Consider the following 25,541-nt stretch of genomic DNA (forward strand, 5'->3'; position numbering starts at 1 on the left):
GCCGCCGCACAGGGGGTTCGGTTAGGTTGCGCGGATGGAGAACCGGTTCCGGGATCGGCGGACGGCGGCCGACGCCCTGCGGCTCACGCTGCGCGCGCTGCTGTACGCCGTCGTCGGCGGCACCGCGCTGATCGCGGTCGCCACCGTCGTCTCGGTGCTCGGCCCGGTCGTCGCCCTCGACCTGTACACCCCGGCGGTGGCGGCCTGGTGGACGGTGTTCACCGCCGTCGTCGTCCAGGGCGTGCCGTTCCTGCTGCTCGGCACGGTGGTGTCGGCGGCGATCGGCGCGTTCGTGCCCGGCCGGGTCTTCCGGCGGCTGCTGCCGCGCAGCCCGGCGCTCGCGGTGCCGGTCGCGGGCGCGGCGGGCGTGGTGCTGCCGGGGTGCGAGTGCGCGTCGGTGCCGGTGGCCGGGTCCCTGATGCGGCGCGGGGTCGCTCCCGCCGCGGCCCTCGCCTTCCTGCTCTCGGCGCCCGCGATCAACCCGGTCGTGCTGGTGGCGACGTCCATCGCCTTCCCCGGGCAGCCGTCGATGGTGGCGGCGCGGCTGCTGGCCTCCCTCGCGGCGGCGGTGGTGATGGGCTGGCTGTGGGCGCGCTTCGGCAAGGACGAGTGGCTGCGGCTGCCGAAGCGGCCGGCGGGGACCGGATCGTCGTACGGATCGTCGTACGGACTCGGCGGGTTCCTGGCCGGGCTGCGGCACGACTTCCTGCACGCGGGCGGCTTCCTGGTGGTGGGCGCCGGGGCGGCGGCCACCTTCAACATCGCGGTGCCCCGGTCCGTGCTGGACGTCTTCACCGGCTCGGCTTGGCTGTCGGTGCTGCTGCTCGCGGTGCTGGCCGTGGTGCTGTGCGTGTGCAGCGAGGCGGACGCGTTCGTGGCGGCCTCGCTGAGCGGGTTCTCGCCGACGGCCCGGCTGGCGTTCATGGTGGTGGGCCCGATGGTGGACCTGAAGCTGATCGCGCTCCAGACGGGCACCTTCGGGCGGGCGTTCGCGGTGCGGTTCGCGTCGGTGACGTGGGTGGTGGCGGTGGCGAGCAGCGTGCTGGTGGGGTGGTGGCTGCTGTGAGGCGGTACGGACCGGCGGTGCTGCTGGCGCTGACCGGCGCGGCGGTGCTGCGGACAGCGCTCTTCTCGGAGCTGTACCTGCGGTACGTGCGGGAGGGGCTGCGGCCCTACCTGATTCTGTCCGGGGCGGTACTGGTGCTGCTGGCGGCGGTGTCGGTGTGCGCGCGGCGCCCGGGACAGGCGGGGCACGACGACGACGGCCACGGCCACAGCCACGGCGCGGCCGGTCCCCGCGTCGCCTGGCTGCTCACCCTGCCCGCCCTCGCCCTGCTCCTCTTCCCGCCGCCCGCCCTCGGCACCTACAGCGCCGAACGCGAGGCCGCCCAGCGCGCCGCCCAGGGCGTCGGCACCTTCCCCGCGCTGCCGTCCGGTGACCCGGTGGAGCTGACCCTCGCCGAGTTCTCCTCCCGCGCGATCTACGACAGCGGACGCTCCCTGAAGGGCCGTACCGTCCGCCTGACCGGCTTCGTCACCCGCGACGACGACGGCACCTGGTACGTCACCCGGCTCCTGGTCACCTGCTGCGCCGCCGACGCCACGACCAGCAAGGCCGAGGTCCGCGGCGACGCGGCGGCCGACGCCCCGGACGACGGCGCCTGGGTCACGGTCACCGGCACCTGGCACCCCGAGGGGACGCTCGGCTCGGAGGAGGCGTGGCCGCCGGTCGTGGACGCGGAGCGGGTGCGGCGGGTGGCGCAGCCGGCGAACCCGTACGAACGGCCGTAGGGCCGTGACCGGGGCCGCCTCTCAGGTGGTGCGGGCCCGGAGGTGGGCCCGCTCGCCCTGGGGGCCGAACAGGACGAGGAGTTCCACGGTCCGGTCGTCGTCGGGGCCGAGCCAGTGCGGGACGTGGGTGTCGAACTCGGCCGCCTCGCCCGCCCTGAGCACCAGGCGCCGGTCGCCCAGCAGCAGCCGGAGCCGGCCGGCGAGGACGTAGACCCATTCGAAGCCCTCGTGGGTCTTCAGGTCCGGTTCCGCGCCGGGCCGGGGCGGGATCAGCAGCTTGTGCGCCTGCACGCCGCCGGGGCGGCTGAGGGGTACGTAGGTCATGCCGTCGCGGGTGACCGGCTTGAGGTGGATGCGGGGGTCGCCGACGGGCGGGGCGCCGACGAGTTCGTCGAGGGGGACGGCGTACACCTCGGCCAGCGGCAGCAGGATCTCCAGGGTCGGCTTGCGGGTGCCGCCCTCGAGGCGGGAGAGGGTGCTCGCGTTGACGCCGGTCTCCTCGGCGAGCCGGGCCAGGGTCAGGCCCCGCCGGCGCCGCAGCTCCCGCAGCCGGGACCCGACGGCGGCGAGCCGGTCCTGTTTCGCGGTGCCGGCGCGGGTGCCGGTGTCCCTGCCGGTGCTCATGGCCGCCAGCATGCCGAGCCGGCAAGGGGCTGTGCAAGAACGGCCAGAGGGACGGGCCACGGGTCCACGGCCGCCGCGAGACGCTCCGGGCCCGCCCTCCGGGCCCGCCCTCCGGCCCCGCCCTCCGGGCCCGGTTTCGCCTGGTCGGCCCCGGGTAGTCGGGCGCTGCCGAGGTGGCCTTCCTGGTCGGTGAAGGAGGCGGTGGCGTGCCGCCCAGCGACGATTCCCAGGGGCCCGCCGACCGGCCCGAGCGGCTCCGGCGAACGGACGCGGGCCGGGTCGCCGACCTGATCGCGGAGAGCGTCGGCGACGCCCCGCCCGGCGAGGTGCCGGCCCGGCTGTGCGAGGTCGTGGTCCGGCTGCTGCCGCTGTCCGGCGCGAGCGCGTCGCTGCGCGGCGACGGCGTACCGGTGCCGCTGTGCGCCAGCGGCGAGCGGGCCGGCCGGGTGGCGGAGATCCAGGCCACCCTGGGCGACGGGCCCTGTGTCCAGGCGGCGCGGACCGGCGCCCCGGTGCTCGTACGCGACGTGACGGCCGCTCCGGAGGCGGCCCGCTGGCCCGTCTACGCCCAGCAGGCGGCGGCGGCCGGGGTCCGCGCGGTGTACGCGCTGCCGCTGGGCAGCGACTCGGTGTGCCTCGGCACCCTCGACCTCTACCGGGACACCCCCGGCGGGCTCAGCGGCGAGGAACTGCGGACGGCGCGGCTGGTCGCCGGCGTGCTGACCACGGCCCTGATGGCGCTGCCGCACCAGGAGGACGACGACGCCCGTCCGGGCGGTCTGTCCTGGCTGAGCGGCCTGGCCACCGGCCACGACCGCATCCACCAGGCGGTCGGCATGATCATGGCCCAGCTCGGCGTCGGCTCCGACGAGGCCCTGGCCCGCCTGCGCGGCGACGCGTTCGCCCGGGGCCGTACGGTCCAGGAGGCGGCCCAGGACGTGATCACCCACCGCCGGCGCCTGAACCCGGACGAGTAGACCGCCCCTCGGCCTTGCCGCTGCCTCCTGGTCCTGGCGCTGTCCCTGCGGCCTTGCCGCTGCCCCCGGTCTTGCTGCTGCCTCCCGGCCTTGCCGCTGCCCCTCCGGCCTTGCCGCTCCCCCCCGGCCTTGCCGCTGCCCCTCCGGCCTTGCTGCTGCCCCCCGGCCCTGGGGCTGCCCCCGGTCTTGCTGCTGCCTCCCGGCCTTGCCGCTGCCTCCCGGCCTTGCCGCTCCCCCCCGGCCCTGGGGCTGCCCCCGGCCTTGCCGCTGCCCCCCGGCCCTGCCGTCGGCCCCCGCTCCCGCCGTCGATGCCCGTGCTCCCGCGTAAGGTCGGGCCCCGGAGTCCGCCACCGCCCCCGCCGCGCCGAAGGAGCCCGCACCGTGCCGACCGACCCGCAGCGACCGACGCCCATCCCGGTGATCATCGACTGCGACACCGGGATCGACGACGCCCTCGCCCTGCTGCTGGCGGTCCGCCATCCGCGCCTCGACCTGCGCGCGGTGACCTGCGTGGCCGGCAACACGGACGTCGACGGCGTCGTACGCAACACCCTGACCGTCCTGGAACAGGCCGGCGCCCCCGGCGTCCCGGTGGCCCGCGGCGCCGAGCGCCCGCTGATCGAGGCGGTGCGCACCGCCCGGCACGTCCACGGCCACGACGGCATGGGCGACCTGGGCCTGCCGGCCCCCACCCGCACCCCGGTCGACATGGACGCCGTCGCCCTCCTCCGCCGGGAGATCCTCGCCTCCCCCCGCCCGGTCACCCTGATCCCCACCGCGCCCGCCACCAACATCGCCCTGCTGCTGCGCACCCACCCCGAGGTCACCCGCAACATCGAGCGGATCGTCTTCATGGGCGGCGCGGTGGCCACCGGCAACGCGACGCCGGTCGCCGAGTTCAACGTCTGGCACGACCCCGAGGCGGCGGCGATCCTGCTCACCGCCGGGGTGCCGATCACCATGTACGGCCTGGACGTGTTCGAGCGGGTCGTCGTCCCCGGCGCGGACGTCCGCCGCCTGCGCGCGAGCACCGACCCCGGCACCCGCCTGGCCGGCGCCCTGCTCACCCACCGCGGCCCCGCCACCGACGAGGCGGACCCCGGCGGCGGCCTCGGCGACGCGGGCGCGGTCTGCGCGGTGATCGACCCGGCGGGCCTGACCACGCACCGCCTCCCGGTCGAGGTGGTCCTCTCCCCGGGCCCGGCCCGCGGCCAGACCCTGGTGGACCGCCGCGCCCGCCCCGGCGAGTCCGAACTCCACGGCGACGCACGCGAGCAGCCCCTGGTCGACGTGGCCCTGGACGTCGACGTGGAACGGTACGTGGCCCTGTATCTGGAGGCGGTCGAAGGCCCCTGAGAGCCCGCGCCCGGCGATCACCGCGCCGTCGGACCGCCACCAGGACCGGCCGGCGCCGCCGCGGCACCTCGGGCACCCGGATGTTCACCTTTCCGGCGATGTGGACAGACCTACTCGTGTCGCCCGCACGCACCGCGAAGGGAACCGAGTGACCGTACGCACCGCATCCGGCACCCCCGACCTGTCGTCCCAGGACCCCAACTGGTGGCGGCAGGCCGTCATCTACCAGATCTATCCGCGCAGCTTCGCCGACGCCGACGGGGACGGGCTGGGTGACCTCAGGGGCATCACCCAGCGCCTCACCCATCTGGCCGGGCTCGGCGTGGACGCGCTGTGGCTCAGCCCGTTCTACCCGTCCGAGCTGGCCGACGGCGGCTACGACGTCGACGACTACCGGGACGTCGACCCCCGCCTGGGCACCCTGGACGACTTCGACGCGCTGACCGCCGAGGCGCACCGCCTCGGCCTGAAGGTGATCGTCGACCTCGTCCCCAACCACACCTCGCACCGCCACCCCTGGTTCCGCGAGGCCCTGGCCGCCGGGCCCGGCTCGGCCGCCCGCGACCGGTACGTCTTCCGCGACGGACGCGGCGAGCACGGCGAACTGCCGCCCACCGACTGGCAGTCCGTCTTCGGCGGCAGCGCCTGGCGGCGGGTGCCCGACGGGCAGTGGTACCTGCACCTCTTCGCCCCCCAGCAGCCCGACCTGAACTGGGAGAACGAGCAGGTCCGCGCCGACTTCCGCACCACCCTCAAGTTCTGGTCGGACCGGGGCGTCGACGGCTTCCGGGTCGACGTCGCCCACGCCCTCGCCAAGGACCTCACCGAACCGCTGCGCGACCTCGGCGCCCCCGAGCTGAGCGACGAGGCGGCGCTCGGCGAGTTCGAGCCCGGCACCCACCCCTTCTACGACCGGGACGACGTCCACGAGATCTACCGCGACTGGCGCAAGATCCTCGACGCCTACACCCCGCCCCGGATGGCGGTGGCCGAGGCGTGGGTGCCGGGCGCCCGGCGCGCGCTGTACGCCCGCCCGGACGAACTGGGGCAGGCGTTCAACTTCGAGTACCTGAAGGCCCCCTGGGACGCCGCCGGGCTGCGCGAGGTCATCGAGGGCTCGCTCGCCGACGCGGCCGCCGCCGGGGCCTCCGCCACCTGGGTGCTGGCCAACCACGACGTGGTCCGCCCCGTCTCCCGGCTGATGCTGCCGCCCGGCACCGACCCCGACGCCTGGCTGCTGTCCGGCGGCACCGCCCCCGCCCTCGACGAGGAGGCCGGCCTGCGCCGCGCCCGCGCCGCGAACCTGCTGATGCTGGCGCTGCCCGGTTCGGCCTACCTCTACCAGGGCGAGGAACTGGGCCTGCCCGAGGTCGCCGACCTGCCCACCGAGGTCCTCCAGGACCCGATCTGGGAGCAGACCGGGCACGTCCGCAAGGGCCGCGACGGATGCCGGGTGCCGTTGCCGTGGACGACGGACGGCCCGTCGTACGGCTTCGGCGCGGCCGGTGGCTGGCTGCCGCAGCCGCCGTCCTTCGCGGCGTACGCCGTCCAGGCCCAGGACGGGGTCGAGGGCTCGACCCTGGAGCTGTACCGCACGGCCCTGCGCCTGCGCCGCAAGCTCCTCGACGGTGAGACCCTGACCTGGTCGGAGGAGGCCCCGCCGGGCGTCCTCCGCTTCGACCGCTCACCCGGCTGGCGCTGCGTCGCCAACCTCTCCGACCGGGTGGTCGACCTCCCGGCGGGCGAGGTACTGCTGAGCAGCGCGCCCCTGGTGGACGGCCGGCTGGGCCCGGACACGACGGTGTGGCTGGCGTTGTAGGAGCGGCCTGACGGCTCGGCCGGGCGCCCGGCCGAGCCGTCAGGGGCGGGTTCCCAGGGGCGATCGCTCACAGACCGCGTGGCAGCCCGCCGCCGCCGAAGGAGCCCGTGGAGCCGGGCAGCCAGCGGCGCCGGTTCTGGTCCTTTCCTCGGCGGGTGCTCGCGGGGTGGAGTTCGTACGGCATGAGCCGTGCGCCTCCGTCGGCCATCACGGGCACGTCGTCCGGTTCCCGCATCTCCCGTTCCTCGTGCACCGGACCGGTGAGCGGAAGCCTGGGCTGCTCGTCGGGGCGCGGGTGGCTGGTGTCCCGGTCCAGGACGCGCATGCCGATGCGTACGGCCCAGATCAGCGCGCCGGCGATCACCAGCCCGCCGAGGAAGGCCGCGGTCATGTTGAGCGTGTGCTGCGTTGCGGCCAGCAGTTCATACGTTGCCGTACTCATGGTGTGATTATCGCCCCGGAAAAGGTGAAAAGCGATAGAAAGTCTGGATTGTGCGCCGGGATTGGGAAGGGAGGGGCGCTGGTACCCGGGCGGCGGTGGAAGGAGAGGCCCCTATGAGTGTCCTGACTGTGCCGCTCACGGCCGACGCCCGCGCGTACGGCCTCGCCGGGGACGGCTCGGCCGACGACGGGCCGGCGTTGCAGAGGCTCGTGGACATGCTCGGTGACGCCGTCGCCGCCGACGGCCGGCCGCGCACCGTGTACGTCCCCGCCGGGCGGTACGTCGTCCAGGACCGGGCGGTGGTGTGGCGCAGCGGCGTGTCGCTGGTGGGGGCGGGGCGCGGGGCCACCTGTTTCGTGCTGCGCAATCCCGGGGCGCCGGCGGCGCCGGTGCCGCTGGCCTGGTTCACCGCCGCCCAGCACGGCGCCGGCCCGGGCAACCACCTCGCCGACCTCACCTTCGCCCACTTCGAGATCGACGGGTCGGGGGTGCGGACCGAGGGGTACGAGGTGCTCGCCAAAGGGCTCGGGATGCAGTACGTGCGGCGGGCCCGCTTCAGTGACCTGTACATCCACGACACCGCCGCCACCGGGTTCGGCTGCGACTTCCTCCAGGACACCGTCGTCGAGGGGCTGCTCGTCGAGCGGTGCGGGCGGCTGGACCCGGGGGAGGGGATGGGCGGCGCCGGGATCGGCATCGGCATCGGGGGGTGGGGACCGGTCGAGCGGCTCGCCGTGACCGACTGCACCGCCACCGGCAACGGCACCAACGGGATCTTCTTCGAACTCCAGCAGGAGGAGTGGACCCCGCCCCGCGGCATCCGCGTCACCGCCTGCCACACCGAGGACAACCGCTACGGCATCTCCGACTGGGGCGCCGACGGGCTGCTGGTCACCGGGTGCGTGATGGCCGGCAACCACGTCGCCGGGTTCGACGTGTCCGCGCAGGGGACGACGAGCGTCGGCGGGCGGGGCGGCATCGTCACCGGGTGTGTCGTCGACGGCAACGTCCAGGACGGCGTCGCGCTCGGCAACACCCCGGGGCCGTACGCCTTCCGTGGCAACCGGATCAGCGGCAACGGCCGGTACGGGTACTGGCAGCACAACCTGGCCGGCGGCGACCAGGAGCCCGCCACCGACATCGTGCTGGAGTCGAACGAGATCCGCGGCAACGGCCTGGACGGCGTCCGCGTCGACGCCGCGCTGCGCGAACCGGCCTTCCTCGGCAACCGCGTCCGCGACAACGGCCGCCGGGCCGCACCGGCGGCGTCCGGAGCCGGCGCGGGCGTGCGGTACGGGCCGCTGTCCCTGACCGACGACAGTGCCGACTGGCCGCCGGACGGCCACCTGGGGAAGCGGGTCACGGTGGGGGACGCCACCGCCCTGGTCACGGGCAACACCGCGACGGAGCTGACCCTCGCCCCCGTCCGGCCGGGCGCGCCCACCGCCTGGCCCGCCGGCACCCCTGCCGACGGCCGCGCCTACGCGCTTCCCCAGGCCCCCGCTCCCCGGGCCGGCCTCACCGTCGCCGCACCCGTCGCCCATCCCTGCGTACACGGCAACCGCGTCCGCGACGACGGGCACCCGCGCACCCAGACGCACGCCCTGTGGATCACCGAGGACGCCGTGTGGTCGGGCGGCCGGGTCTGCGGCAACGACTTCGGCGGCAACGGCTCCTCGGCCACCCGGTTCGACGCGGCCCCGGCCGGGGGGCGGTGGCGGGACAACGACGGGTGACGGGGCCGGGCGCCGACGACGGGTGACGGGGCCGGGCGCCGGCTACGGGTGACGCGGCCGGGTGACCCCCGGTCGGGGCACGGGGCACGGGGCACGGGGCACGGGGCACGGGGCACCGGGCACCGGGCCGCGGGCCGGGTCAGCGCTCGCCGGTCCCGTTCCCCGGCGCGTCCTCGCGGACCGCCTCGCCCTGGATCACCCGCGGCTCCCCCGGCGTCTCGCTCTCCTTCATCGCCCGCGCCTCGGCCTTGAGGATGCGCGCGGACTTGCCCGCCGATCGGGTCAGTTCCGGCAGCTTCTTCACGCCCACGACGACGGCGATGACGATGAGGATGATCGCCAGTTCGCTCAGTCCGAACACTGCGCCCCCTGTTCCTGGGTCCGGTCCGGCCGGTCAGAGATCGAACTCGTGCGGCGGCAGGTCGAGGGCGTAGCACGCCTCCCGCACCACCGCCTGCTCGTCCTTGTCGAAGTCCCCGTCGGCACCGCCGATGACGATGCCGATCTGGACCACCGCGCGGGCCTCGGCGGGCTTCTTCTTCGCCTTGGCGATCTCCTGCAACACGCTGACCTTGCCGAACGCGAAGTCGGCCGTCAACTTGTCCAGGTTCTGCTCGAACCGGCGGCGCAGGTCGTCGGCGGGGAAGTTCTGGAGCACGTCGTTGGCGGCGATGAGCTGGGCCACCCGCTGCCGCTCGGCCGGGTCCACGGTGCCGTCGGCCGCCGCGACCAGGGCGCACATGGCCATGCTCGCGTCCCGGAAGGCGCCGCTCTTCAGATCGTTCTTCTTCGCCACGAGCTGGGTCTGCATCTGCGACGCCGACTCCTTGAGGCGGTCCCACAGGGCCATGAGCACTCCATTCCTCTACAGTGATGTAGAAGCTACCAGGGAACGCCGGGGAACAAGCGGGCCCACCGGACCGTTCTCTACAGTCGAGTAGAGCCTCGCCAAGGCTTTGCCCGTCCTTTACCATGGGACACGACCATCCCCCTATACCCGTAAAAGGAGCCCCGTTCCGTAATGGAACCTCCCAGTACCGGCCGTGGCCATACTCCCGGTGACAGCACCGCGGACCTCATGGGTGCGGGGGTGGCGCGGTGACCGAGGTCCTGCTGCTCCTGCTGGCCGTCCTCCTCACCCTGCTCTGCGCCGTCTTCGTCGCGGCCGAGTTCTCCCTCACCACCGTCGAGCGCGGTGACCTGGAGCGCGCCGCCGAGAACGGCGAGCGCGGCGCCGACAGCGCCCTGAAGGCCGTACGCCGCCTGACCCTCCAGCTCTCCGGCGCCCAGCTCGGCATCACCGTCACCTCCCTGGTCATCGGCATGCTCGCCGAGCCGTCGCTCGCCGCGCTGCTGCGCGGCCCGCTGAAGGCGATCGGCCTGGGCGGCGCCGCGTCCACCGTGGCGACCGTGCTCGGCGTGGCCCTCTCCACCGTCGTGCTGATGGTCGTCGGCGAGCTGGTCCCCAAGAACTGGGCGATCTCCCGGCCGCTGGCCGTGGCCAAGGTGGTGGCCACGCCGCAGCGCGGCTTCACGGCCGCCTTCGGCCCGTTCATCAGCCACCTGAACAACACCGCGAACCGCTTCGTGCGCCGCTTCGGCCTGGAGCCCGCCGAGGAGCTGGCCTCCGCCCGCAGCCCCGAGGAGCTGGTCGCCCTGGCCCGGCACTCGGCCGCGGAGGGCGCCCTGGAGGCGGACTCGGCCGAGCTGTTCGTGCGCACGCTGCACCTGAGCGAGCTGACCGCGGAGAACGTGATGACGCCCCGCGTGGACGTCAAGGCCCTGGAGGCGCACGCCACCGCCGCGGACGCCGCCAACCTGTCCCACGCCACCGGCCTGTCGCGCTTCCCGGTCTACCGGGAGAGCCTGGACGAGGTCATCGGCACCGTCCACATCCGTGACGTACTGGCCCTGGAGCCGGAGAAGCGGGCGGCCACCCCGGTCACCGACCTGGCCACCGCCCCGCTCCTGGTCCCCGACAGCCTGCCCGCCGACCGTCTCCTGGAGCGCATGCGCGCCGCCCGCACCATGGCCGTCGTCATCGACGAGTACGGCGGCACGGCGGGCGTGGCCACGGTGGAGGACATCGTCGAGGAGGTCGTCGGCGAGGTCCGCGACGAGCACGACCCCGTCGAGGTCCCCGACCTCCAGCCCGCCGGCGAGGGGGCGTGGGAGGCGGACGGCTCGGTCCGCATCGACCAGCTCGCCACGATCGGCCTGACCGCGCCGGAGGGCCCGTACGAGACCCTGGCCGGACTGGTCGCCACGCATCTGAAGCGCATCCCCGCCAAGGGCGACGCCGTGGAGCTGGACGGCTGGCGGCTGGACGTCCTCGGCGTCGACCACCACCGCGCCGACCGGCTGCGCATCACCGCGCCGCCGGCCGTACCCGCGCAGGAACAGCGCCAGGAACAGCGGCAGGACCGCCAGGACCGTACGGAGGCCGTCCGATGACCGTCGTCCAGCTGCTCATCGGCGCCCTGACGCTGGTGACCAACGCGTTCTTCGTGGGCGGCGAGTTCGCCCTGATCTCCGTACGGCGCAGCCAGATCGAGCCGCGCGCCCAGCAGGGCGACAAGCGGGCCCGGATGACGCTGTGGGGCCTGGAGCACATCTCCGCGCTGCTGGCCACGGCCCAGCTCGGCATCACCGTCTCCTCGCTGGTGCTGGGCGCGGTCGCCGAACCGGCCATCGCGCACCTGCTGGAGCCCGCCTTCGAGGCGGTGCACGTCCCGCACGCGCTGGTCCACCCCATCGCCTTCGCGATCGCCCTGACGCTCGCCACGTACGCGCACATGCTGATCGGCGAGATGATCCCGAAGAACATCGCGCTGGCCGCCCCGGCCGCCACCGCGATGGTCCTCGGCCCGCCGCTGGTCGCCCTCACCCGGGCGCTCAAGCCGGTGATCTTCGGCATCAACGCCTTCGCCAACACCCTGCTGAAGCTGCTCAAGGTCGAGCCGAAGGACGAGGTCGAGGCCGTCTTCACCGACGACCAGCTGGCCCGCATGGTGGACGACGCCAGCGAGGCCGGGCTGCTCGCCCCGGCCGACGGCGAACGGCTGCGCGACGCGCTGGAACTGGGCACCCGCCCGGTCGGCGAGATCCTCGTCCCGCCGCAGCAGATGCGTACGGTCACCCACACCGTCACCCCGGCCGAACTGGAGCGGCTGGCCGCCGAGGCGGGCTACTCCCGCTTCCCGGTCAGCGGCCCCAGCGGCACGCTGCTCGGCTACCTCCACATCAAGGACACCCTGGGCCTGACCGACCGCGACCGCCCGTTCCCGCGCACGGCACTGCACCCGGTCACCCGCGTCCGCATCGACACCCCGCTGGACGACACCCTGACCGCCCTGCGCGCCACGGGCAGCCACCTGGCGGCGGTCACGGGCGAGACGGGCACGGTCCTCGGCTTCGTGACGATGGAGGACGTCCTGACGGAACTGGTGGGCCCGGCGGCGGAGCCGGTGGGGTGACCGGCGGGCGGTTCAGTTCTTCTTCAGCGCGTCGACGAAGGCGGTGAACGCGGGGCCCGGGAAGGTGAGAACGCCTCGGTCGGGGACCTTCGAGTCACGGACGGATATGCGGGCGGGGCGACGGGCGACTTCCACACAGGCGTTGCCGTCGCCTCCGCCGGAGTGGGACGACTTCTTCCAGGTGTCGGAGGTTGTCATAGCGGACCTCACAGCTCCTTCGCCAGGTTGTGGAGGACATCCTGACGGAACAGGGCCCGGCGGGCGGTTCAGTTCTTCTTCAACGCGTCGACGAAGGCGGTGAACGCGGGGCCCGGGAAGGTGAGAACGCCTTGGTCGGGGACCTTCGAGTCACGGACGGATATGTGAGCGGGGCGCCGGGCGACTTCCACACAGGCGTCGCCCTGACCGCCTCCGGAGTAGGACGACTTCTGCCAGACGTCAGCGATCGTCATGCCCTCACAGCTCCTTCGCCAGCCTGCGGATGAACTCACGCGAGCGCCCGGGGTCGAGCGACATGGCCTCAACTCTACGAAACAGTGTTCGGTACCGGTGGAGTTGAGCCTCGGCGTCGAAGTAGACCGGGCCGTTGGGGCCGTCGCGGACCACGGTGTCCAGCTCGGGCACCGCTCCGCCCGCGTAGACCATGGCGCTCCCGGCCCCGCGGAAGCCGTCCAGGTCGAACGGGATCACCCGCACGGTCACGTGATCGGCCTCCGACAGTTCCAGGACGCGGGCCAACTGGACCCGTGCCGCTCGGCGGTCACCGACCCGGATGCGCAGCGCCCCTTCGTGAATAACGGCCCTGTACGGAGTTGGACGGGACCGCTCGATGATGACCCTGCGCCTCATCCGGTGCTCCACCCAGCGCTCCACCTCACTCACCGGGAACTCCGGGTTCACGAAGGAGAACAGGGCTCGGGCGTAGTCCTCGGTCTGCAGGAGACCTGGGACGTGCAGGAACTCCACGTCCCACCGGTAGCGAGCGTGGTGCTCAAGTTCGGACAGGTCCAGGAACTGCGTGGGCAAGTCGCCCCGGTACTCGTCCCACCAGCCGCGTGTCCTGTCCGTCGCCATGGCGACCAAGGCGGAGATCAACTGCTCGTCGGCGCACGAGTAGTGGCCGGCGAGGCGGCGGACGCGGGCCTCACTGACTCCTGAGATCGCGGACTCGATCTGGCTCATCTGCACCGAGCTGACGCCGAGCAGCCTCGCCGCCTCAGTCGCCTTCAGCCCCGCCGCCTCGCGCAGTTTGCGCAGTTCGAGGCCCAGACGCACCTGACGCGCGGTCGGCTCCTGACGACGTCCCATGTGCTCTCCTCGCGCCAACGGCCAAGCCGAGGTGACTCGTTCGGGGGCAAGATTACGGCAACAGCTTGCTCGGACCTAAATTTAGGTCCTACCGTCGGTGACGTGACAGGCACTCAATGCTGTCACTCCGCCTCTTCACCGACGGAGGAATCCCCATGTCCGAGACCCAACCCGACTCCCCATGCGAACCGTGGGAGTACTCCCTCCACATCCCGCACGATCCGCGTGCCGTCACCGTCTGTCGCCGCACCCTCCGGCTGATCCTCACGATGCATGGACTGATCGGCCTCGTCGATGTGGCGGAGCTGCTCGCGGCGGAGTTGATCTCCAACGCCGTACGGCACACCAAAGGGCCGGCGGCGCTGCGGGTCGGCTGGTCGGGGAGCGGGGTCCTCCGGATCGGCGCGTGGGACGCGGACCCGTCGCCGCCGGAGCCGTCGGGCCCCCTCGACCAGGCCCTGTACGCGGAGGACGGGCGGGGACTGGCGCTGGTGCGGGCGTGCGCCGACGGGTGGGGCTGGCGGCCGCTGGCCGGGGAGAGTGGTCGAGGGAAGTACGTCTGGTGCGAGCTGGGGCCCACCGCCTGGCCCGCACCCCGTTTCAGCGCCACGGGCAGTCGGCGGTCGCGCTGAAACCGAGTGGAAGCCCATCTGAACCACCCGGCCCGCACGCTCTCCCCATGACGACGACAGAGCGCGACACCGAGCGGCGCCCGGCCGCCATCGAGGCCGACGGACTGCGCAAGTCCTACGGGGACAAGACCGTTCTCGACGGCATCGGCCTCCACGTGCCCGCCGGCACCGTCTTCGCCCTGCTCGGGCCGAACGGCGCCGGCAAGACCACGGTGGTCAACATCCTCTCCACGCTGATCTCCGCCGACGCCGGACAGGCGCGGATCGCCGGGCACGACCTGGTCGCCGGGGCACAGGCGGTGCGGGCCGCGATCGGGGTCACCGGGCAGTTCTCCGCCGTGGACGGGCTGATCACCGGGGAGGAGAACATGCTGCTCATGGCCGACCTGCACCACCTGTCCAAGGACGAGGGACGGCGGGTCACCGCCGAGCTGCTGGAGCGGTTCGACCTGGTCGACGCGGCGAAGAAGCCGGCCTCGACCTACTCGGGCGGCATGAAGCGGCGGCTGGACATCGCCATGACGCTGGTCGGCGACCCGCGCATCATCTTCCTGGACGAGCCGACGACCGGGCTCGACCCCCGTTCCCGGCACACCATGTGGGGGATCATCCGGGAACTGGTCTCCGACGGGGTCACCGTCTTCCTCACCACCCAGTACCTGGAGGAGGCCGACCAGCTCGCCGACCGGATCGCCGTCCTGGACGGCGGCCGGTTCGTCGCCGAGGGCAGCGCGGAGGAGCTGAAGCGGCTGGTGCCGGGCGGGCACGTGCGGCTGCGTTTCGCCGACCCGGTGGCGTACGGGCGGGCCGCGGAGGCCCTGCGCGAGACGACGCGCGACGACCAGGCCCTCACCCTGCACATCCCCAGCGACGGCAGCCAGCGCGAGCTGCGCGCGGTCCTCGACTGGCTGGACGCGGCCGGGATCGAGGCCGACGAACTGTCCGTGCACACCCCTGACCTGGACGACGTGTTCTTCGCCCTGACCGGAAACGCCGTACCCGCCCAGACCGAGGAGACCGTCCGATGAGCACGCCCCCCACCCACGCCCTGCGCGACAACCTGACCATGCTGCGGCGCAACCTCCTGCACGCCCGCCGCTACCCCTCCCTCACCCTCAACCTCCTGCTCACCCCGGTCATGCTGCTCCTGCTCTTCGTCTACGTCTTCGGGGACGTGATGAGCGCCGGCATCAACGGCGGCGGCCCCGACCGCGCCGAGTACCTCGCCTACCTGCTCCCCGGCATCCTGCTGATGACCGTCGGCGGCACCGCCCTGGGCATCGCCGTGTCCGTGGCGATGGACATGACCGAGGGGATCATCGCCCGGTTCCGCACCATGGCGATCTCCCGTTCCTCGGTGCTGACCGGCCACGTCCTGGGCAGCGTGATCCAGACGCTGGGCGCCCTGGCGCTGGTGCTGGCCCTCGGGTTCGCCCTCGGGTTCCGGTCCGGCGCGACGCCCGTGGAGTGGCTGGCGGCGGCCGGGCTGCTGGCCCTGTTCAGCCTGGCCGTCACCTGGATCGCGGTCGGCATCGGCCTGGTCAGCCCCAACGCCGAGGGCGCCAGCAACATCGGCATGCCGCTGGTGCTGCTGCCGATGCTGGGCAGCGCGTTCGTGCCGGTGGACGCGATGCCGGGCTGGTTCCGCTGGTTCGCCGAGTACCAGCCGTTCACGCCCGTCATCGAGACGCTGCGCGGACTGCTGTCCGGCACGGGCATCGGGACGGCCAACGCCGTGCTGGCGCTGGGCTGGTCGCTGGGGCTGGTGGTGCTCGGGTACGTCTGGTCCAGGGCCCTGTTCACGGGCGAGCCGCGGCGCTGAGCAGTTCCCGCGCCGCCCGCGCCCACAGCTCCTCCCGCCCCAGGGCGGCGTACGCCGACCTTGCCCCGGTGTACGCCGCCCGGTCGGCGTCCTCGGCGGCCCGCCGGGCCCGGACGGCGGACAGAGTGGGGAACTCCCGTACCAACGGCAGCCGTTCCGCCAGCGCCACCAGCCGCACCGCCTCCGCGTCCCCCGAGGCCAGCCCGGTCAGCCCGATCGCCATCAACGCCGTGCCGTACGGCGGCAGTTCGGCGGGACCGCCGCCGGGAGAGGCACCCCTCGTCTCCGCCCCCGGCAGCATCCCCAGCAGCTCCTCCCGCAACTCCGCCGCCAGCCCCGCCACCGGCGCCGGCCGCCCGTGCAGCGCGTGCGCCGCCACCGCGGCCGACCGCACCTCCAGCGACCAGGGGTCCATGAACGGATCGCCGGCGTACTGCGACCCGTCCTCCCGCAGCCGTTCCACCGCCTGGCGCCACAGCCCGAGCCCCACCTCGGTCAGCCCCCGGGCCAGCGCTATCTCCGCGCGGGCCACGAGGTCGGGGGTGTAGACGGCGGCGGGGTCCGAGGAACTCCGGTCCAGGGAGGCGAGCCGCAGCCAGTACTCCGCCTCGTCGGTCTCCCCGCGCTGGAGGCAGGCCAGCACCAGCCCCCAGCGGACCCCGATCAGGTCCGTCCAGTCCCCGGACCCGCCGAACGCGTCGAGCGCGGCCCGCAGATGGACGTACGCCTCCTCGCCCCGCTCGCCGCGCAGGCACAGTTCGCTGATCCGCCCGTGGCACAGCAGCCGTACCGCGGGGTTCTCCAGCGGCCCGAGCGCCTCCAGCATCCGGCGGGCGTACTCCAGGGCGCGCTCCGGTTCGTTCCGGGACTGCCAGAGGTAGCTGGCGGTGCCGGAGGCGAGGCAGGCCAGCAGCGGTTCGTCCGCCTCGCACAGCTCCGTCAGCCGCTCGTAGCGCGGCGGGCGCATCTCGGGGAACGCGCGCAGCACCAGGGCCATCGCCCGCAGCACCGTGTCCGGCGGGGCGGGCGGCAGCCGGCGCAGGGTGACGAGCTGGCGTACGGCGTGCGGGCCGTAGCCCATGAAGAGGCTGGCCGCGCACACCGTCGCCGCGGTGCGGGCCGGTTCGACGTCCTCGGGTCCGGGCCGGAACCGGGACAGCGGGCCCCCGGTGTCGGCGGCGAGGGCGGCGAGCCGCTCGTAGTGGGTGTCGGTGGCCCACAGGGAGGCCAGTACGGCGGTCAGGGCGGCGGTGGCGGGACCGTCGGACCGGGCCAGGGCGCATCGCAGGGCGAGGACGAGGTTGTCCTGCTCGGCGCGGATGCGGTGCCAGGAGGGCACCGGGTCGCCGCTGAACAGCACGTCGTGGTGGGCGCGTCCGAAGTCCCGCGCCCAGGCCAGGAACCGGCCGGTGACCGCCTCCTCCTCGCCGGCCTCCGCGCGCCGGGCGGCGCTGAACTCCCGCAGCGTCTCCAGCATGTGGAAACGCACCCCGGCGGGGCTGTCGTCCACCTTCAGCAGCGACTGCCCGGCGAGCCGCTCCAGCAGGTCCAGGGTGTCCGCGGCACTGCCCACGAAGTAGGCGGCGGCGTCCTCGGTGAAGCCGCGGGGGAAGACCGACAGCGCCCGCAGCGCGGCCCGGCCGTCGTCCTCCAGCAGGTTCCAGCTCCACTCGACCACCGCCCGCAGGGTCCGGTGCCGTTCGGGCGCGTCCCGGGCGCCGCCGCGCAGCAGCGCGAAACGGTCCCTGAGGCGCCGGGATATGTCGGGCACGGACAGCACCCGCACCCGGGCGGCGGCCAGTTCGACGGCGAGCGGCAGCCCGTCCAGGTGGCGGCAGATCTCGGCGACGGCGTCGGGGTCCAGTTCCACACCGGGCCGGGCCGCCCGCGCCCGCTGCGCGAAGAGGGCGGCGGAGGTGGCCGGGGAGAGTTCGGGAAGGGCGTACAGGGACTCCGAGGACAGCCCCAGCGGGGCCCGGCTGGTGGCCAGCACCCGCAGCCGCGCGGACCGCGCCGTCAGCGCCTGTACGAGGTCGGCGGCGCCGTCGATCACCTGCTCGCAGTTGTCCAGCACCAGCAGGGCGGGCCCGGCGCCCAGCGCGGTGAGGATGCCGCCCACCACGTCCGGGCCGCCCCCGGCGAACTGCCGTCCCTCCCCGGTGCCCACCGCGGAGGCCACCTCGCCGGCCACGTCGGCGCCGTCGGTGACCCCGGCCAGCGGCACGAAGTGCACGACGGGCTGTTCGGCCGCGCGGGCCACGGCGTGCGCGAGCCGGGTCTTGCCCAGCCCGCCCGGCCCGACGACGGTGACCACCCGGGCGGTGCGCAGCAGCGCGGACACGGCGGCGATGTCGGCGTCCCGGCCCAGCAGCGGGTTGGGGTCGTGCGGCACGCCGTGGCGGACCGGCGGCGCGTCCGCGGCCAGCAGCTCCCGCTGGACGGACTTCAGCTCCCGCCCGGGGTCGGTGCCCAGTTCGTCGCGGAGCCTGCGGCGGTGGTTCTCGTACCGGGTCAGGGCGGCGGCCCGGCCCGCGCCGGCCGCCTCGCAGCGCAGCAGCTCCGCCAGTACCTCCTCGTCGTACGGCGCCGTCCCGGCCAGCTCCGCCAGGGGCGCCGCCGCCTCCGCCCGGCGCCCGGAGCGGGCGAGCGCCAGCGCGCGGGTGCGGACCAGGGAGCGGTACGCCCCGGCGCGTGCCGTGCGCAGCGCCACCACCGGATCGCGCGGGTCCTCGCCGGCGCCGACCGTGCCGTCCCACAGCGCGAGACCGGCCTCCGCCTCGCGCAGCGCGCCCGCGTGGTCCCCGGCCGCGGCCCGTTCCGCGCCCGCCGCCTCGTGCAGGAGGAGCGCGGAGCTGTCGACCTGCCGTTCGTCCAGCGCCAGCCGGTAGCCGGTCGGCGTGCTCACGATCAGGTCGGCGCCGAGCCGCGACCGGAGCCGGGAGACCAGTACCTGGACGGCCTTGGCCGGGCGCTCCGGCCGCTCGTCCGGCCACAGGCCCTCCACCAGCCGGCCCGTGCCGCATCCGGTGCGCACCTCGTCCGCCAGCAGCGCCAGCAGGCCGCGCGGCCGCGGGGCGGTGATCTCCCGCCCGCGGCAACGGACGTCGGACAGCAGTACCAGCTCGGTGGTCATGCGCGCAGACTAGCCAGCGGGCGGCGGAGGGGACCCTTCCGCGCCTTCTGCGCCGTCCGCTGCTTCCGCTCCGTCCGTCGCGCCCGGTGCTCCGTCCGCCTCGCCGGTCTGGTCGGGCACCAGGGCGAGGCCGATGACGTGCCGGACGCGGCCGTCGCCGGGGGTGTGGTGGGTGCGGCGGGCGACCAGGACCTCCAGTTCCGCCACCAGGTCCGCGAACTCCCCGGGGGTCACCCGCACCGCGCCCTGCCGGCAGAGGACGCCCTCGCGCGCGGGGTCGGCGTCGTCCCGGGAGAGGCAGCGGTCGAAGCCGTCCTTCGCGTCTGACCCCGGCCACGCGTCGTCCCTCGCCCCCGCCGGGACGAGGGGCGCACCCGTGCCTCAGCCCGCCCCGCCCGCCTCGCCGGCCGCGCGCCGGTACTCGGCGTTGATGCGCTGCGCCTCCTCCAGCTGGTCCTCCAGGATGACGATGCGACAGGCGGCCTCGATCGGGGTGCCCTGGTCGACGAGTTCGCGGGCCCGGGCGGCGATCCGCAGCTGGTAGCGCGAGTACCGGCGGTGACCTCCCCCGGAGCGGAGCGGGGTGATCAGACGAGCCTCCCCGAGGGCCCGCAGGAAGCCGGGGGTGGTGCCGAGCATCTCGGCGGCCCGGCCGATGGTGTACGCGGGGTAGTCGTCGTCGTCCAGCCGTTCGCTGAGCGGATTGCCTGCTGTCATGTCACCTCGTAGTGCAACGCGTCCAGGGGCCCGGCGCCGTACGGCGCCGGGCCCCTGGGGAATTCAACACCATCGGGCCGCAAGGCCGCCGCGGCGGCCGGGCCCCTTCGGGTGACCCATAGACTCGATCCCATGCCGAACCCTGATGAGCTGCTCGTCTCCATCGCCGCCATGGTGGAGTCGGAGCCGAGCAATCAGATGTCACTGACCGTTGTCGCCCAAGGCGCCGTCATCACCGGCCGCCTGGCTCCGGAAGCCACCTGGAGGGAGCGGGTGGCGGAGGTGCTGCGCGCCTCCGACCGGCTGAGCCCGTTCTCCGACGCCTTCGTCCGACATCGGGAGAAGGAGCGGGAACGGCCCGACGGACAGGCGCCGACGCATCTGCACTTCCACCTCGCGCGCATCCTCCAGGGCAGCCTCGGGATTCCCGAGACGGGAGGGATGTACCGCGTGGCGATCAGGGACGTCAGCGCCTGGACCGTGGGCGACTTCAGCTACTCAGACCGATGAAACCGATGAAACCGATGAAACCGGTTGAACCGATTGAGCCGATGAACCGATTGAGCCGATGAACCGATGAACCGATGACAGGGTGCGTCGCGGCCGTACGGGTCAGCGGGCGCCGCCCGTGCCCTGCCGCCGCGGCGCACCGCCGCCGGTCCGGCCACCGGCCGTGGAACGGCGACGGCCGCGCCGCGCGGAACCCGGCCCCCCGCCGGACTGCGCACGCCGCGGACGCTCCGGGGAGGGCGTGGGCGCGGGGATGACGACGGGGACGCCGGAGGGCTCCTGGGCGCCGGTGATCCGGCTCAGCTCCTCCTCGCCCGGCCGTACCCGGGTGACCTGCGGGACGATCCCGGCCGCCGACAGGAGCCGGCTGACCTCCCGGCGCTGACCGGGCGTGACCAGGGTGATCACGCTGCCGGACTCGCCCGCACGGGCGGTACGGCCACCGCGGTGCAGGTAATCCTTGTGGTCGCCGGGCGGATCGACGTTGACGACCAGGTCGAGGTTGTCGACGTGGATGCCGCGGGCCGCGACGTTGGTCGCGACCAGCGCGGTCACCTGGCCGCTCTTGAACTGGGCGAGGGTCCGGGTGCGCTGCGGCTGGGACTTGCCGCCGTGCAGGGCCGCCGCGCGCACCCCGCTCTTCAGCAGGTGCTTGGTGAGCCGGTCCACCGCGTGCTTGGTGTCCAGGAACATGATCACCGAGCCGTCGCGGGCCGCGATCTCGGTGGCCGTGCGCTGCTTGTCGTCGTCCAGCACGTGGAGCAGGTGGTGCTCCATCGTGGTGACGGCGCCCTGGGACGGGTCGACGGAGTGCACCACCGGGTCCGACAGGTAACGGCGGACCAGCAGGTCGACGTTGCGGTCCAGGGTGGCGGAGAACAGCAGCCGCTGCCCGTCCGGGCGCACCTGGTCGAGGAGGGCGGTGACCTGGGGCATGAAGCCCATGTCGGTCATCTGGTCGGCCTCGTCCAGGACGGTGACGGCGACGTCGTCGAGGCGGCAGTCGCCGCGGTCGATGAGGTCCTTGAGCCGGCCCGGCGTCGCGACGACGATCTCGGCGCCGGAGCGCAGCGCCCCGGCCTGCCGGCCGATCGACATGCCGCCGACCACGGTGGCCAGCCGCAGCCCGACGGAGCGGGCGAACGGGGTGAGCGCGTCGGTGACCTGCTGGGCCAGTTCCCGGGTCGGGACCAGGACCAGGGCCAGCGGGCGCTTCGACTCGGCGCGCTGCCCCTGGGTACGGGTGACCACCGCGAGGCCGAAGGCCAGGGTCTTGCCCGAGCCGGTCCGGCCGCGGCCGAGGACGTCCCGGCCGGCCAGGGAGTTCGGCAGGGTGGCCGCCTGGATGGGGAACGGGACGGTCATGCCCTCGGCGGTGAGGGTGGCCAGCACCCGCGGGGGCAGTTCGAGTTCGGCGAACGACTCGACCGCGGGCAGCGCGGGCGTGATCGTCTTGGGCAGCGCGAACTCGCCGCCCTGGGGCGCGGAGGGACGGCGTCCGCCTCCGCCCTGGGGGCGGCGGCGGGGCCCGCCGGAGCGCTTGCCGGCGGAGCCGGAGCGGTCGTACGGGCGGTCGGCACGTGCACGGTTCATACGGAACCTTCCTTGACGCGGCACGTGCCAGGGAATTCCCGCAGCGGTGAAACGGCGCAGAGAATCGCGAGAACGAGCCGGGAGCGATGGGGCCGGGAGGCAAGAGGACAGGGGATGGATACACGGACCGGTGACCGATGGTCGAGTCCGTTCCGTTGAACGGGAGGGAAATCCTTGAAATTCCCTGAAGTCACTGGAAGTTCGGAAGAATCCGAGACTTCCGGGACTTCCGAGACCTCTGAAACCCCTGAAACCCTGTACCCCTGGAATCCCCGGAATGCAATGAGCTGGGGCCCGCACCCCACGGTGCGGGCCCCAGCTGTGAAGTACGCGTCAGCTGACTGACGGCGTCGTCAGTTGGAGGGAACGATGTTCTCCGCCGTCGGGCCCTTCTGGCCCTGCGCGATGTCGAACGTCACCTTCTGACCTTCCAGGAGCTCACGGAAGCCCTGGGCCTGGATGTTGGAGTAGTGGGCGAAGACGTCGGGGCCGCCGCCGTCCTGCTCGATGAAGCCGAAGCCCTTTTCGGCGTTGAACCACTTCACGGTGCCGGAAGCCATAAGAATCTCCTTTGGAGGACGGTGCACGAAGCACACCCTGTGTGTACTTCGGTCGCCGCGATGATCACCCCGTCGGAAAGACTGGCAACCAACTGCAACTGATGTCGACACTAGCACGGCACGATCGGCGCAGGGAGTGGGGATTTCCGCAGCTCGGGGCCGCCCGCGTACCGTTACCGGGAACATTCACCGGACGTCACGACAAATTCTTACGTCGCCGGCACAGATATTGCTCCGCTCCCGGTGCAGGGTCGCCGGTCCGGGCCGTATCCGTACCGTGCCCGTACCGCGTCCGTACGCCCGTGACCTCCCAGAACGCCCGCGTCCGGCCCCCGGACGCGCGGCCGGAGCCGGTTCGCGGGCGGGTGCGGGGCCCGCCCTGCGGCGAGACAAACGCCACAGGCGCCACAGACGCCCACTCGGGTGACCCCACGAGGCGCCGGCCCGCTTCAGCGTTCCGGGACAGGGTGTGAGTATGCCTGCCGTCCGTGGAGTCCCCACCGCCCGCCCCGGCACGGTCCGGGTGCTGATCGTCGACGACGGGCCCGAACTGACCGAACTGCTGGCGTGGGCCGTCACCGAGGCCGGCCGGCGGCCGTTCCTCGCCCGGGACGGCCGCAGGCCGCGCCTGAGTCCGCGCCTGAGGCCAGGGGCTCAGCGGCCGAGGACCTGGCGGCTGCGGCCGAGGTCGAGGAAGACCGTCTCGCCGGTGGAGTCGTCCAGGCCGTCGTTGTCGGTGACGGCGTAGACGCGGCCGTTGCCGGCGACGGTCAGGCCCTCCAGCTTCTCCTGGGTCCAGCCGTCGGTCGCCCGCAGGCCGGGCAGGACGTCGTGGGCGAGGGTCTTGCGGAGGACGGGGAGCGTGCCGGTGGGGGCGGCGGTCTTCGGGAGCGGGACGGTGTAGATCCGCTTGACCTTCGCGGCCGGGCCGTTCAGCTTGTCGCGCTCGACGACGGCGAGCTTGTCGCCGACGACCGTGATCTCGGAGAGGCCGATCCAGTCGCCGTCCGTGGCCGTGGTGGAGAGCCGGTAGCCGTACCAGCTCCAGGTGCCGGCCGTCACGTCGTAGCGGCCGAGGCGGACGACGTTCTCCGGGTCGCCCTTCGCCTGGCGCTGGAGGGCGGTCCAGAGGATCTCGTGGCCGCGTGCGCCGGTGGTGGCGGTGACGCCCTCGAAGCCCTGCGAGCCGAGGCCGGCGGCGACGTCCGCTGGGAGGGCGACGGTCTGGCGGGTGACGCCGTGGCGGTCCAGGCGGACGAGCTTGTTGCCGGTGCCGGTCCCGCCCTCGACGGCCAGCCAGAAGCCGCCCCGCGGACGGGCGTACACGCCCTCGGCGTCGTAGCCGGTGGCCTTGCCGTCCGCGTCCTTGACGGTCAGCGCGCGCTTGATGACGGCGCCCTGCTCGCCGTGGGTGTCGATGGTGAGGACGCGGGTGTCGGCGTAGGCGGCGTCCGTGACCGCGTACACCTCGTCGTCGCGGCCCGGCACGGCCGACAGGCCGCTGAGCGCGCCCCAGCCGATCGGGGTGCCCGAGGAGGTGGCGGAGGAGAGGGTGGGGGCGGTGTTCGCGGCCGTGGCCTTGCCCAGGCGGAAGAGGGTGACCGTGGCGCGGACGCCCGCGTCGGCGTCGTCCTCCTCGCTGGACACGGCGAACAGGCCGCGGGACGGGATCGGCAGCAGGCCCTCGGGCCCGTTGGTCGTCTCCAGGATCTGCTTGAAGACCGGCTTGGTGGGCTTGCTGACGTCGTACACGGCGACGAAGTTGGAGCGCTCCGAGCCGACGAAGGCGTACCGCACGCCGTCGTACGTGGCGACGGCGAGGCCCTCCGGCTCGGTGCCCTTGTTCTCCGAGCGGCCCTCGTTGAGCAGGCCGTAGCGGGCGGCGAGGTGCTCGTAGCTGTTGCCGGCGTCCCAGACGACCTTGCCGCTGCGGCTGTCGAAGACGGTCCAGCCGCGCGTACCGCCCTTCCAGTCGCCCTCGTTGGCGGTGGCGAGGTAGCGGTCGTCGATCCAGCCGACGGCGTCCGGCTCGCGGGGGACGCCGGTGATCGAGCCGGTCTGGTCGATGACGCCGTCCTCGACGGTGTCGATGCCGGTGACGGTCGCCGTGCCGGCGCTGAACGCCTTGGTGACGCGGCCGGTGGGGAGGTCGACGAGGACGATCCCGTTGTTCTCCTGGAGGGTGACCGCGAGCTGGCCGCGGCTGTTGACGGAGACGTACTCGGGCTCGGGGTCGGTCGGCGCGGCGATCCCGGCGGCGGCGAGGGCGGGGAGGGCGGAGCCGTCGGCCCTGGTCAGCGGGACCTCGCGCAGGCCCCACGCGGCGGGCTTCGCCCCCTTCAGGTCGACGATCCGCACGAACCCGGCGGGCGCCTGCGGCAGGTCGCCCTCCTCGCCGCCGGCCGGGGTGGCCTCCTCGTCGCGCTCGTTCTCGATGGCGATGGCGGCGTACCGCTTGTCCTTGCTGAGCGCGATCGAGTCGGGCTGCCCGCCGAGGTCGTGGGAGGCCACCCGCTTCCGGTCGCGCAGGGAGACGACGTCCAGGCGGCCGGAGGGCTCGGAGTAGCTCGCGCTGGTGTTGACGACGACCAGCACGTACTCGCCGACGACCGTGACGGAGGTCGGCTCGTCCTCGGCGTCGCCCAGCTCGGCGGGGGACAGCGTGCCGAGGCCCTTGGGGGCGGCGGGGTCGGAGATGTCGAGGAAGCCGATGCGCCCCGCGGCGGCGTCGGTGTAGACCTGGGTGCGGCCGTCCTCGCTGACCGCGGATATCTCGGCGACGGTCTGGGCGCCGGCGTCCTCGCCGGCGGGGCGGTTCTGGAAGACCGGGTAGGTGGCGGTGCGCGCGAAGGCGGAGTGCTGCCGGGAGCCGTGGTCCGCGCCCTTCCCCGTCCCCGCGTAGGCGGTACCCGCCAGGGTGCCCGCGGTCACGGCCAGCGTGGCGAGCGCGGCACAGGTTCTCTTCGGCAGCATCGTTCCTCCGGTACGTCCAGATACGTCCACTGGGAAGCCGGATGGTGCCACCCCGGGACGGGTTCCGGCCGA

Annotated in this window: 25 protein-coding genes; 12 read left to right on the forward strand and 13 right to left on the reverse strand. The window is 73.7% G+C overall.

The window, feature by feature from the left end; genetic code table 11:
• Nucleotides 1–34: 34 nt before the first annotated feature.
• Both ACZ3IG_RS17590 and ACZ3IG_RS17595 read left to right on the forward strand, forming a co-directional pair.
• Nucleotides 35–1,066 (forward strand): permease, encoded by a 1,032-nt coding sequence (locus ACZ3IG_RS17590; RefSeq protein ID WP_467432888.1) that lies wholly within the window; start codon nucleotides 35–37, stop codon nucleotides 1,064–1,066.
• Nucleotides 1,063–1,791, forward strand: coding sequence for a TIGR03943 family putative permease subunit (locus tag ACZ3IG_RS17595; protein ID WP_467433154.1), 729 nt, complete (start codon nucleotides 1,063–1,065; stop codon nucleotides 1,789–1,791). The genes ACZ3IG_RS17590 and ACZ3IG_RS17595 overlap by 4 nt, the downstream gene beginning before the upstream one ends.
• A 21-nt stretch (nucleotides 1,792–1,812) precedes the next feature.
• Here ACZ3IG_RS17595 and ACZ3IG_RS17600 read toward each other — a convergent pair whose 3' ends face one another.
• Nucleotides 1,813–2,415, reverse strand: a complete 603-nt coding sequence (locus tag ACZ3IG_RS17600) for a helix-turn-helix domain-containing protein (protein ID WP_467432889.1) — start codon at nucleotides 2,413–2,415, stop codon at nucleotides 1,813–1,815.
• A 206-nt stretch (nucleotides 2,416–2,621) separates the two neighbouring features.
• On the opposite strand from ACZ3IG_RS17600, the gene ACZ3IG_RS17605 reads away from it, so the two are divergent.
• The 3 genes from ACZ3IG_RS17605 (at nucleotide 2,622) to ACZ3IG_RS17615 (ending at nucleotide 6,567) form a co-directional block, all read left to right on the forward strand.
• Entirely contained in the window at nucleotides 2,622–3,392 is a 771-nt protein-coding gene (locus ACZ3IG_RS17605) for a GAF and ANTAR domain-containing protein (protein WP_467432890.1), read from the forward strand.
• Between the two features lie 381 nt (nucleotides 3,393–3,773).
• Entirely contained in the window at nucleotides 3,774–4,748 is a 975-nt protein-coding gene (locus ACZ3IG_RS17610; protein ID WP_467432893.1) for a nucleoside hydrolase, read from the forward strand.
• Between the two features lie 148 nt (nucleotides 4,749–4,896).
• A complete protein-coding gene (locus tag ACZ3IG_RS17615) occupies nucleotides 4,897–6,567 on the forward strand; it encodes a glycoside hydrolase family 13 protein (RefSeq protein ID WP_467432894.1) in 1,671 nt (556 codons plus the stop codon).
• A 67-nt stretch (nucleotides 6,568–6,634) separates the two neighbouring features.
• Here the strand turns inward: ACZ3IG_RS17615 and ACZ3IG_RS17620 are convergent, their stop codons facing one another.
• Nucleotides 6,635–7,009, reverse strand: coding sequence for a DUF6479 family protein (locus ACZ3IG_RS17620; RefSeq protein WP_467432896.1), 375 nt, complete (start codon nucleotides 7,007–7,009; stop codon nucleotides 6,635–6,637).
• Nucleotides 7,010–7,122: 113 nt separating this feature from the next.
• Between ACZ3IG_RS17620 and ACZ3IG_RS17625 the strand changes: the two genes are divergently transcribed.
• Nucleotides 7,123–8,745, forward strand: a complete 1,623-nt coding sequence (locus ACZ3IG_RS17625; RefSeq protein ID WP_467432899.1) for a right-handed parallel beta-helix repeat-containing protein — start codon at nucleotides 7,123–7,125, stop codon at nucleotides 8,743–8,745.
• Between the two features lie 139 nt (nucleotides 8,746–8,884).
• Here ACZ3IG_RS17625 and ACZ3IG_RS17630 read toward each other — a convergent pair whose 3' ends face one another.
• On the reverse strand, nucleotides 8,885–9,106 hold the full coding sequence (locus ACZ3IG_RS17630) for a twin-arginine translocase TatA/TatE family subunit (protein WP_467432900.1): 222 nt from the start codon (nucleotides 9,104–9,106) through the stop codon (nucleotides 8,885–8,887).
• 33 nt (nucleotides 9,107–9,139) lie between these two features.
• Nucleotides 9,140–9,595, reverse strand: a complete 456-nt coding sequence (locus tag ACZ3IG_RS17635) for a tellurite resistance TerB family protein (RefSeq protein WP_467432903.1) — start codon at nucleotides 9,593–9,595, stop codon at nucleotides 9,140–9,142.
• Between the two features lie 248 nt (nucleotides 9,596–9,843).
• Between ACZ3IG_RS17635 and ACZ3IG_RS17640 the strand changes: the two genes are divergently transcribed.
• Together ACZ3IG_RS17640 and ACZ3IG_RS17645 are read left to right on the forward strand one after the other, a co-directional pair.
• On the forward strand, nucleotides 9,844–11,199 hold the full coding sequence (locus ACZ3IG_RS17640) for a hemolysin family protein (protein WP_467432904.1): 1,356 nt from the start codon (nucleotides 9,844–9,846) through the stop codon (nucleotides 11,197–11,199).
• Nucleotides 11,196–12,221, forward strand: coding sequence for a hemolysin family protein (locus tag ACZ3IG_RS17645; protein WP_467432906.1), 1,026 nt, complete (start codon nucleotides 11,196–11,198; stop codon nucleotides 12,219–12,221). Before ACZ3IG_RS17640 ends, ACZ3IG_RS17645 begins: the two co-directional genes overlap by 4 nt.
• 12 nt (nucleotides 12,222–12,233) lie before the next feature.
• On the opposite strand, the gene ACZ3IG_RS17650 is transcribed toward ACZ3IG_RS17645, so the two are convergent.
• The 3 genes from ACZ3IG_RS17650 to ACZ3IG_RS17660 all read right to left on the reverse strand — a co-directional run bounded on the left by ACZ3IG_RS17650 (nucleotide 12,234) and on the right by ACZ3IG_RS17660 (nucleotide 13,529).
• Nucleotides 12,234–12,419 (reverse strand): DUF397 domain-containing protein, encoded by a 186-nt coding sequence (locus tag ACZ3IG_RS17650; protein ID WP_467432908.1) that lies wholly within the window; start codon nucleotides 12,417–12,419, stop codon nucleotides 12,234–12,236.
• Between the two features lie 68 nt (nucleotides 12,420–12,487).
• Nucleotides 12,488–12,673, reverse strand: coding sequence for a DUF397 domain-containing protein (locus ACZ3IG_RS17655; RefSeq protein ID WP_467432911.1), 186 nt, complete (start codon nucleotides 12,671–12,673; stop codon nucleotides 12,488–12,490).
• Nucleotides 12,674–12,677: 4 nt separating this feature from the next.
• Nucleotides 12,678–13,529: a helix-turn-helix domain-containing protein gene (locus ACZ3IG_RS17660; RefSeq protein WP_467432912.1), complete on the reverse strand. Its 852-nt coding sequence runs from the start codon at nucleotides 13,527–13,529 to the stop codon at nucleotides 12,678–12,680.
• Nucleotides 13,530–13,684: 155 nt separating this feature from the next.
• Here ACZ3IG_RS17660 and ACZ3IG_RS17665 point away from each other — a divergent pair, with 155 nt between their 5' ends.
• The 3 genes from ACZ3IG_RS17665 to ACZ3IG_RS17675 are packed head-to-tail and all read left to right on the forward strand — an operon-like array spanning nucleotide 13,685 to nucleotide 15,983.
• Entirely contained in the window at nucleotides 13,685–14,161 is a 477-nt protein-coding gene (locus tag ACZ3IG_RS17665; protein WP_467432915.1) for an ATP-binding protein, read from the forward strand.
• A gap of 47 nt (nucleotides 14,162–14,208) precedes the next feature.
• Nucleotides 14,209–15,189: an ATP-binding cassette domain-containing protein gene (locus ACZ3IG_RS17670; RefSeq protein WP_467432916.1), complete on the forward strand. Its 981-nt coding sequence runs from the start codon at nucleotides 14,209–14,211 to the stop codon at nucleotides 15,187–15,189.
• A complete protein-coding gene (locus ACZ3IG_RS17675; protein WP_467432919.1) occupies nucleotides 15,186–15,983 on the forward strand; it encodes an ABC transporter permease in 798 nt (265 codons plus the stop codon). Before ACZ3IG_RS17670 ends, ACZ3IG_RS17675 begins: the two co-directional genes overlap by 4 nt.
• Here ACZ3IG_RS17675 and ACZ3IG_RS17680 read toward each other — a convergent pair.
• From ACZ3IG_RS17680 to ACZ3IG_RS17690, 3 genes are all read right to left on the reverse strand, one after another.
• Nucleotides 15,961–19,116 carry an ATP-binding protein gene (locus tag ACZ3IG_RS17680; RefSeq protein WP_467432920.1) on the reverse strand — a complete coding sequence of 1,052 codons (3,156 nt, stop codon included), beginning with the start codon at nucleotides 19,114–19,116 and terminating at the stop codon, nucleotides 15,961–15,963. The genes ACZ3IG_RS17675 and ACZ3IG_RS17680 overlap by 23 nt on opposite strands.
• A gap of 9 nt (nucleotides 19,117–19,125) precedes the next feature.
• Complete coding sequence (locus ACZ3IG_RS17685) at nucleotides 19,126–19,350, reverse strand: hypothetical protein (protein WP_467432922.1); 225 nt, start codon at nucleotides 19,348–19,350, stop codon at nucleotides 19,126–19,128.
• 147 nt (nucleotides 19,351–19,497) lie between these two features.
• The gene (locus tag ACZ3IG_RS17690) at nucleotides 19,498–19,833 is read right to left on the reverse strand and encodes a MerR family transcriptional regulator (protein WP_467432923.1); all 336 of its coding nucleotides are present in this window, start codon (nucleotides 19,831–19,833) and stop codon (nucleotides 19,498–19,500) included.
• A gap of 132 nt (nucleotides 19,834–19,965) precedes the next feature.
• Between ACZ3IG_RS17690 and ACZ3IG_RS17695 the strand changes: the two genes are divergently transcribed.
• Nucleotides 19,966–20,343: a hypothetical protein gene (locus ACZ3IG_RS17695; RefSeq protein ID WP_467432924.1), complete on the forward strand. Its 378-nt coding sequence runs from the start codon at nucleotides 19,966–19,968 to the stop codon at nucleotides 20,341–20,343.
• Between the two features lie 102 nt (nucleotides 20,344–20,445).
• On the opposite strand, the gene ACZ3IG_RS17700 is transcribed toward ACZ3IG_RS17695, so the two are convergent.
• From ACZ3IG_RS17700 to ACZ3IG_RS17710, 3 genes are all read right to left on the reverse strand, one after another.
• Nucleotides 20,446–21,936: a DEAD/DEAH box helicase gene (locus ACZ3IG_RS17700; protein ID WP_467432926.1), complete on the reverse strand. Its 1,491-nt coding sequence runs from the start codon at nucleotides 21,934–21,936 to the stop codon at nucleotides 20,446–20,448.
• A 353-nt stretch (nucleotides 21,937–22,289) separates the two neighbouring features.
• Nucleotides 22,290–22,496 carry a cold-shock protein gene (locus ACZ3IG_RS17705; RefSeq protein WP_215168069.1) on the reverse strand — a complete coding sequence of 69 codons (207 nt, stop codon included), beginning with the start codon at nucleotides 22,494–22,496 and terminating at the stop codon, nucleotides 22,290–22,292.
• Nucleotides 22,497–23,150: 654 nt separating this feature from the next.
• Nucleotides 23,151–25,469, reverse strand: a complete 2,319-nt coding sequence (locus ACZ3IG_RS17710) for an esterase-like activity of phytase family protein (RefSeq protein ID WP_467432928.1) — start codon at nucleotides 25,467–25,469, stop codon at nucleotides 23,151–23,153.
• Nucleotides 25,470–25,541: the final 72 nt, after the last annotated feature.

Source organism: Streptomyces sp. NPDC016677, from assembly GCF_055562815.1.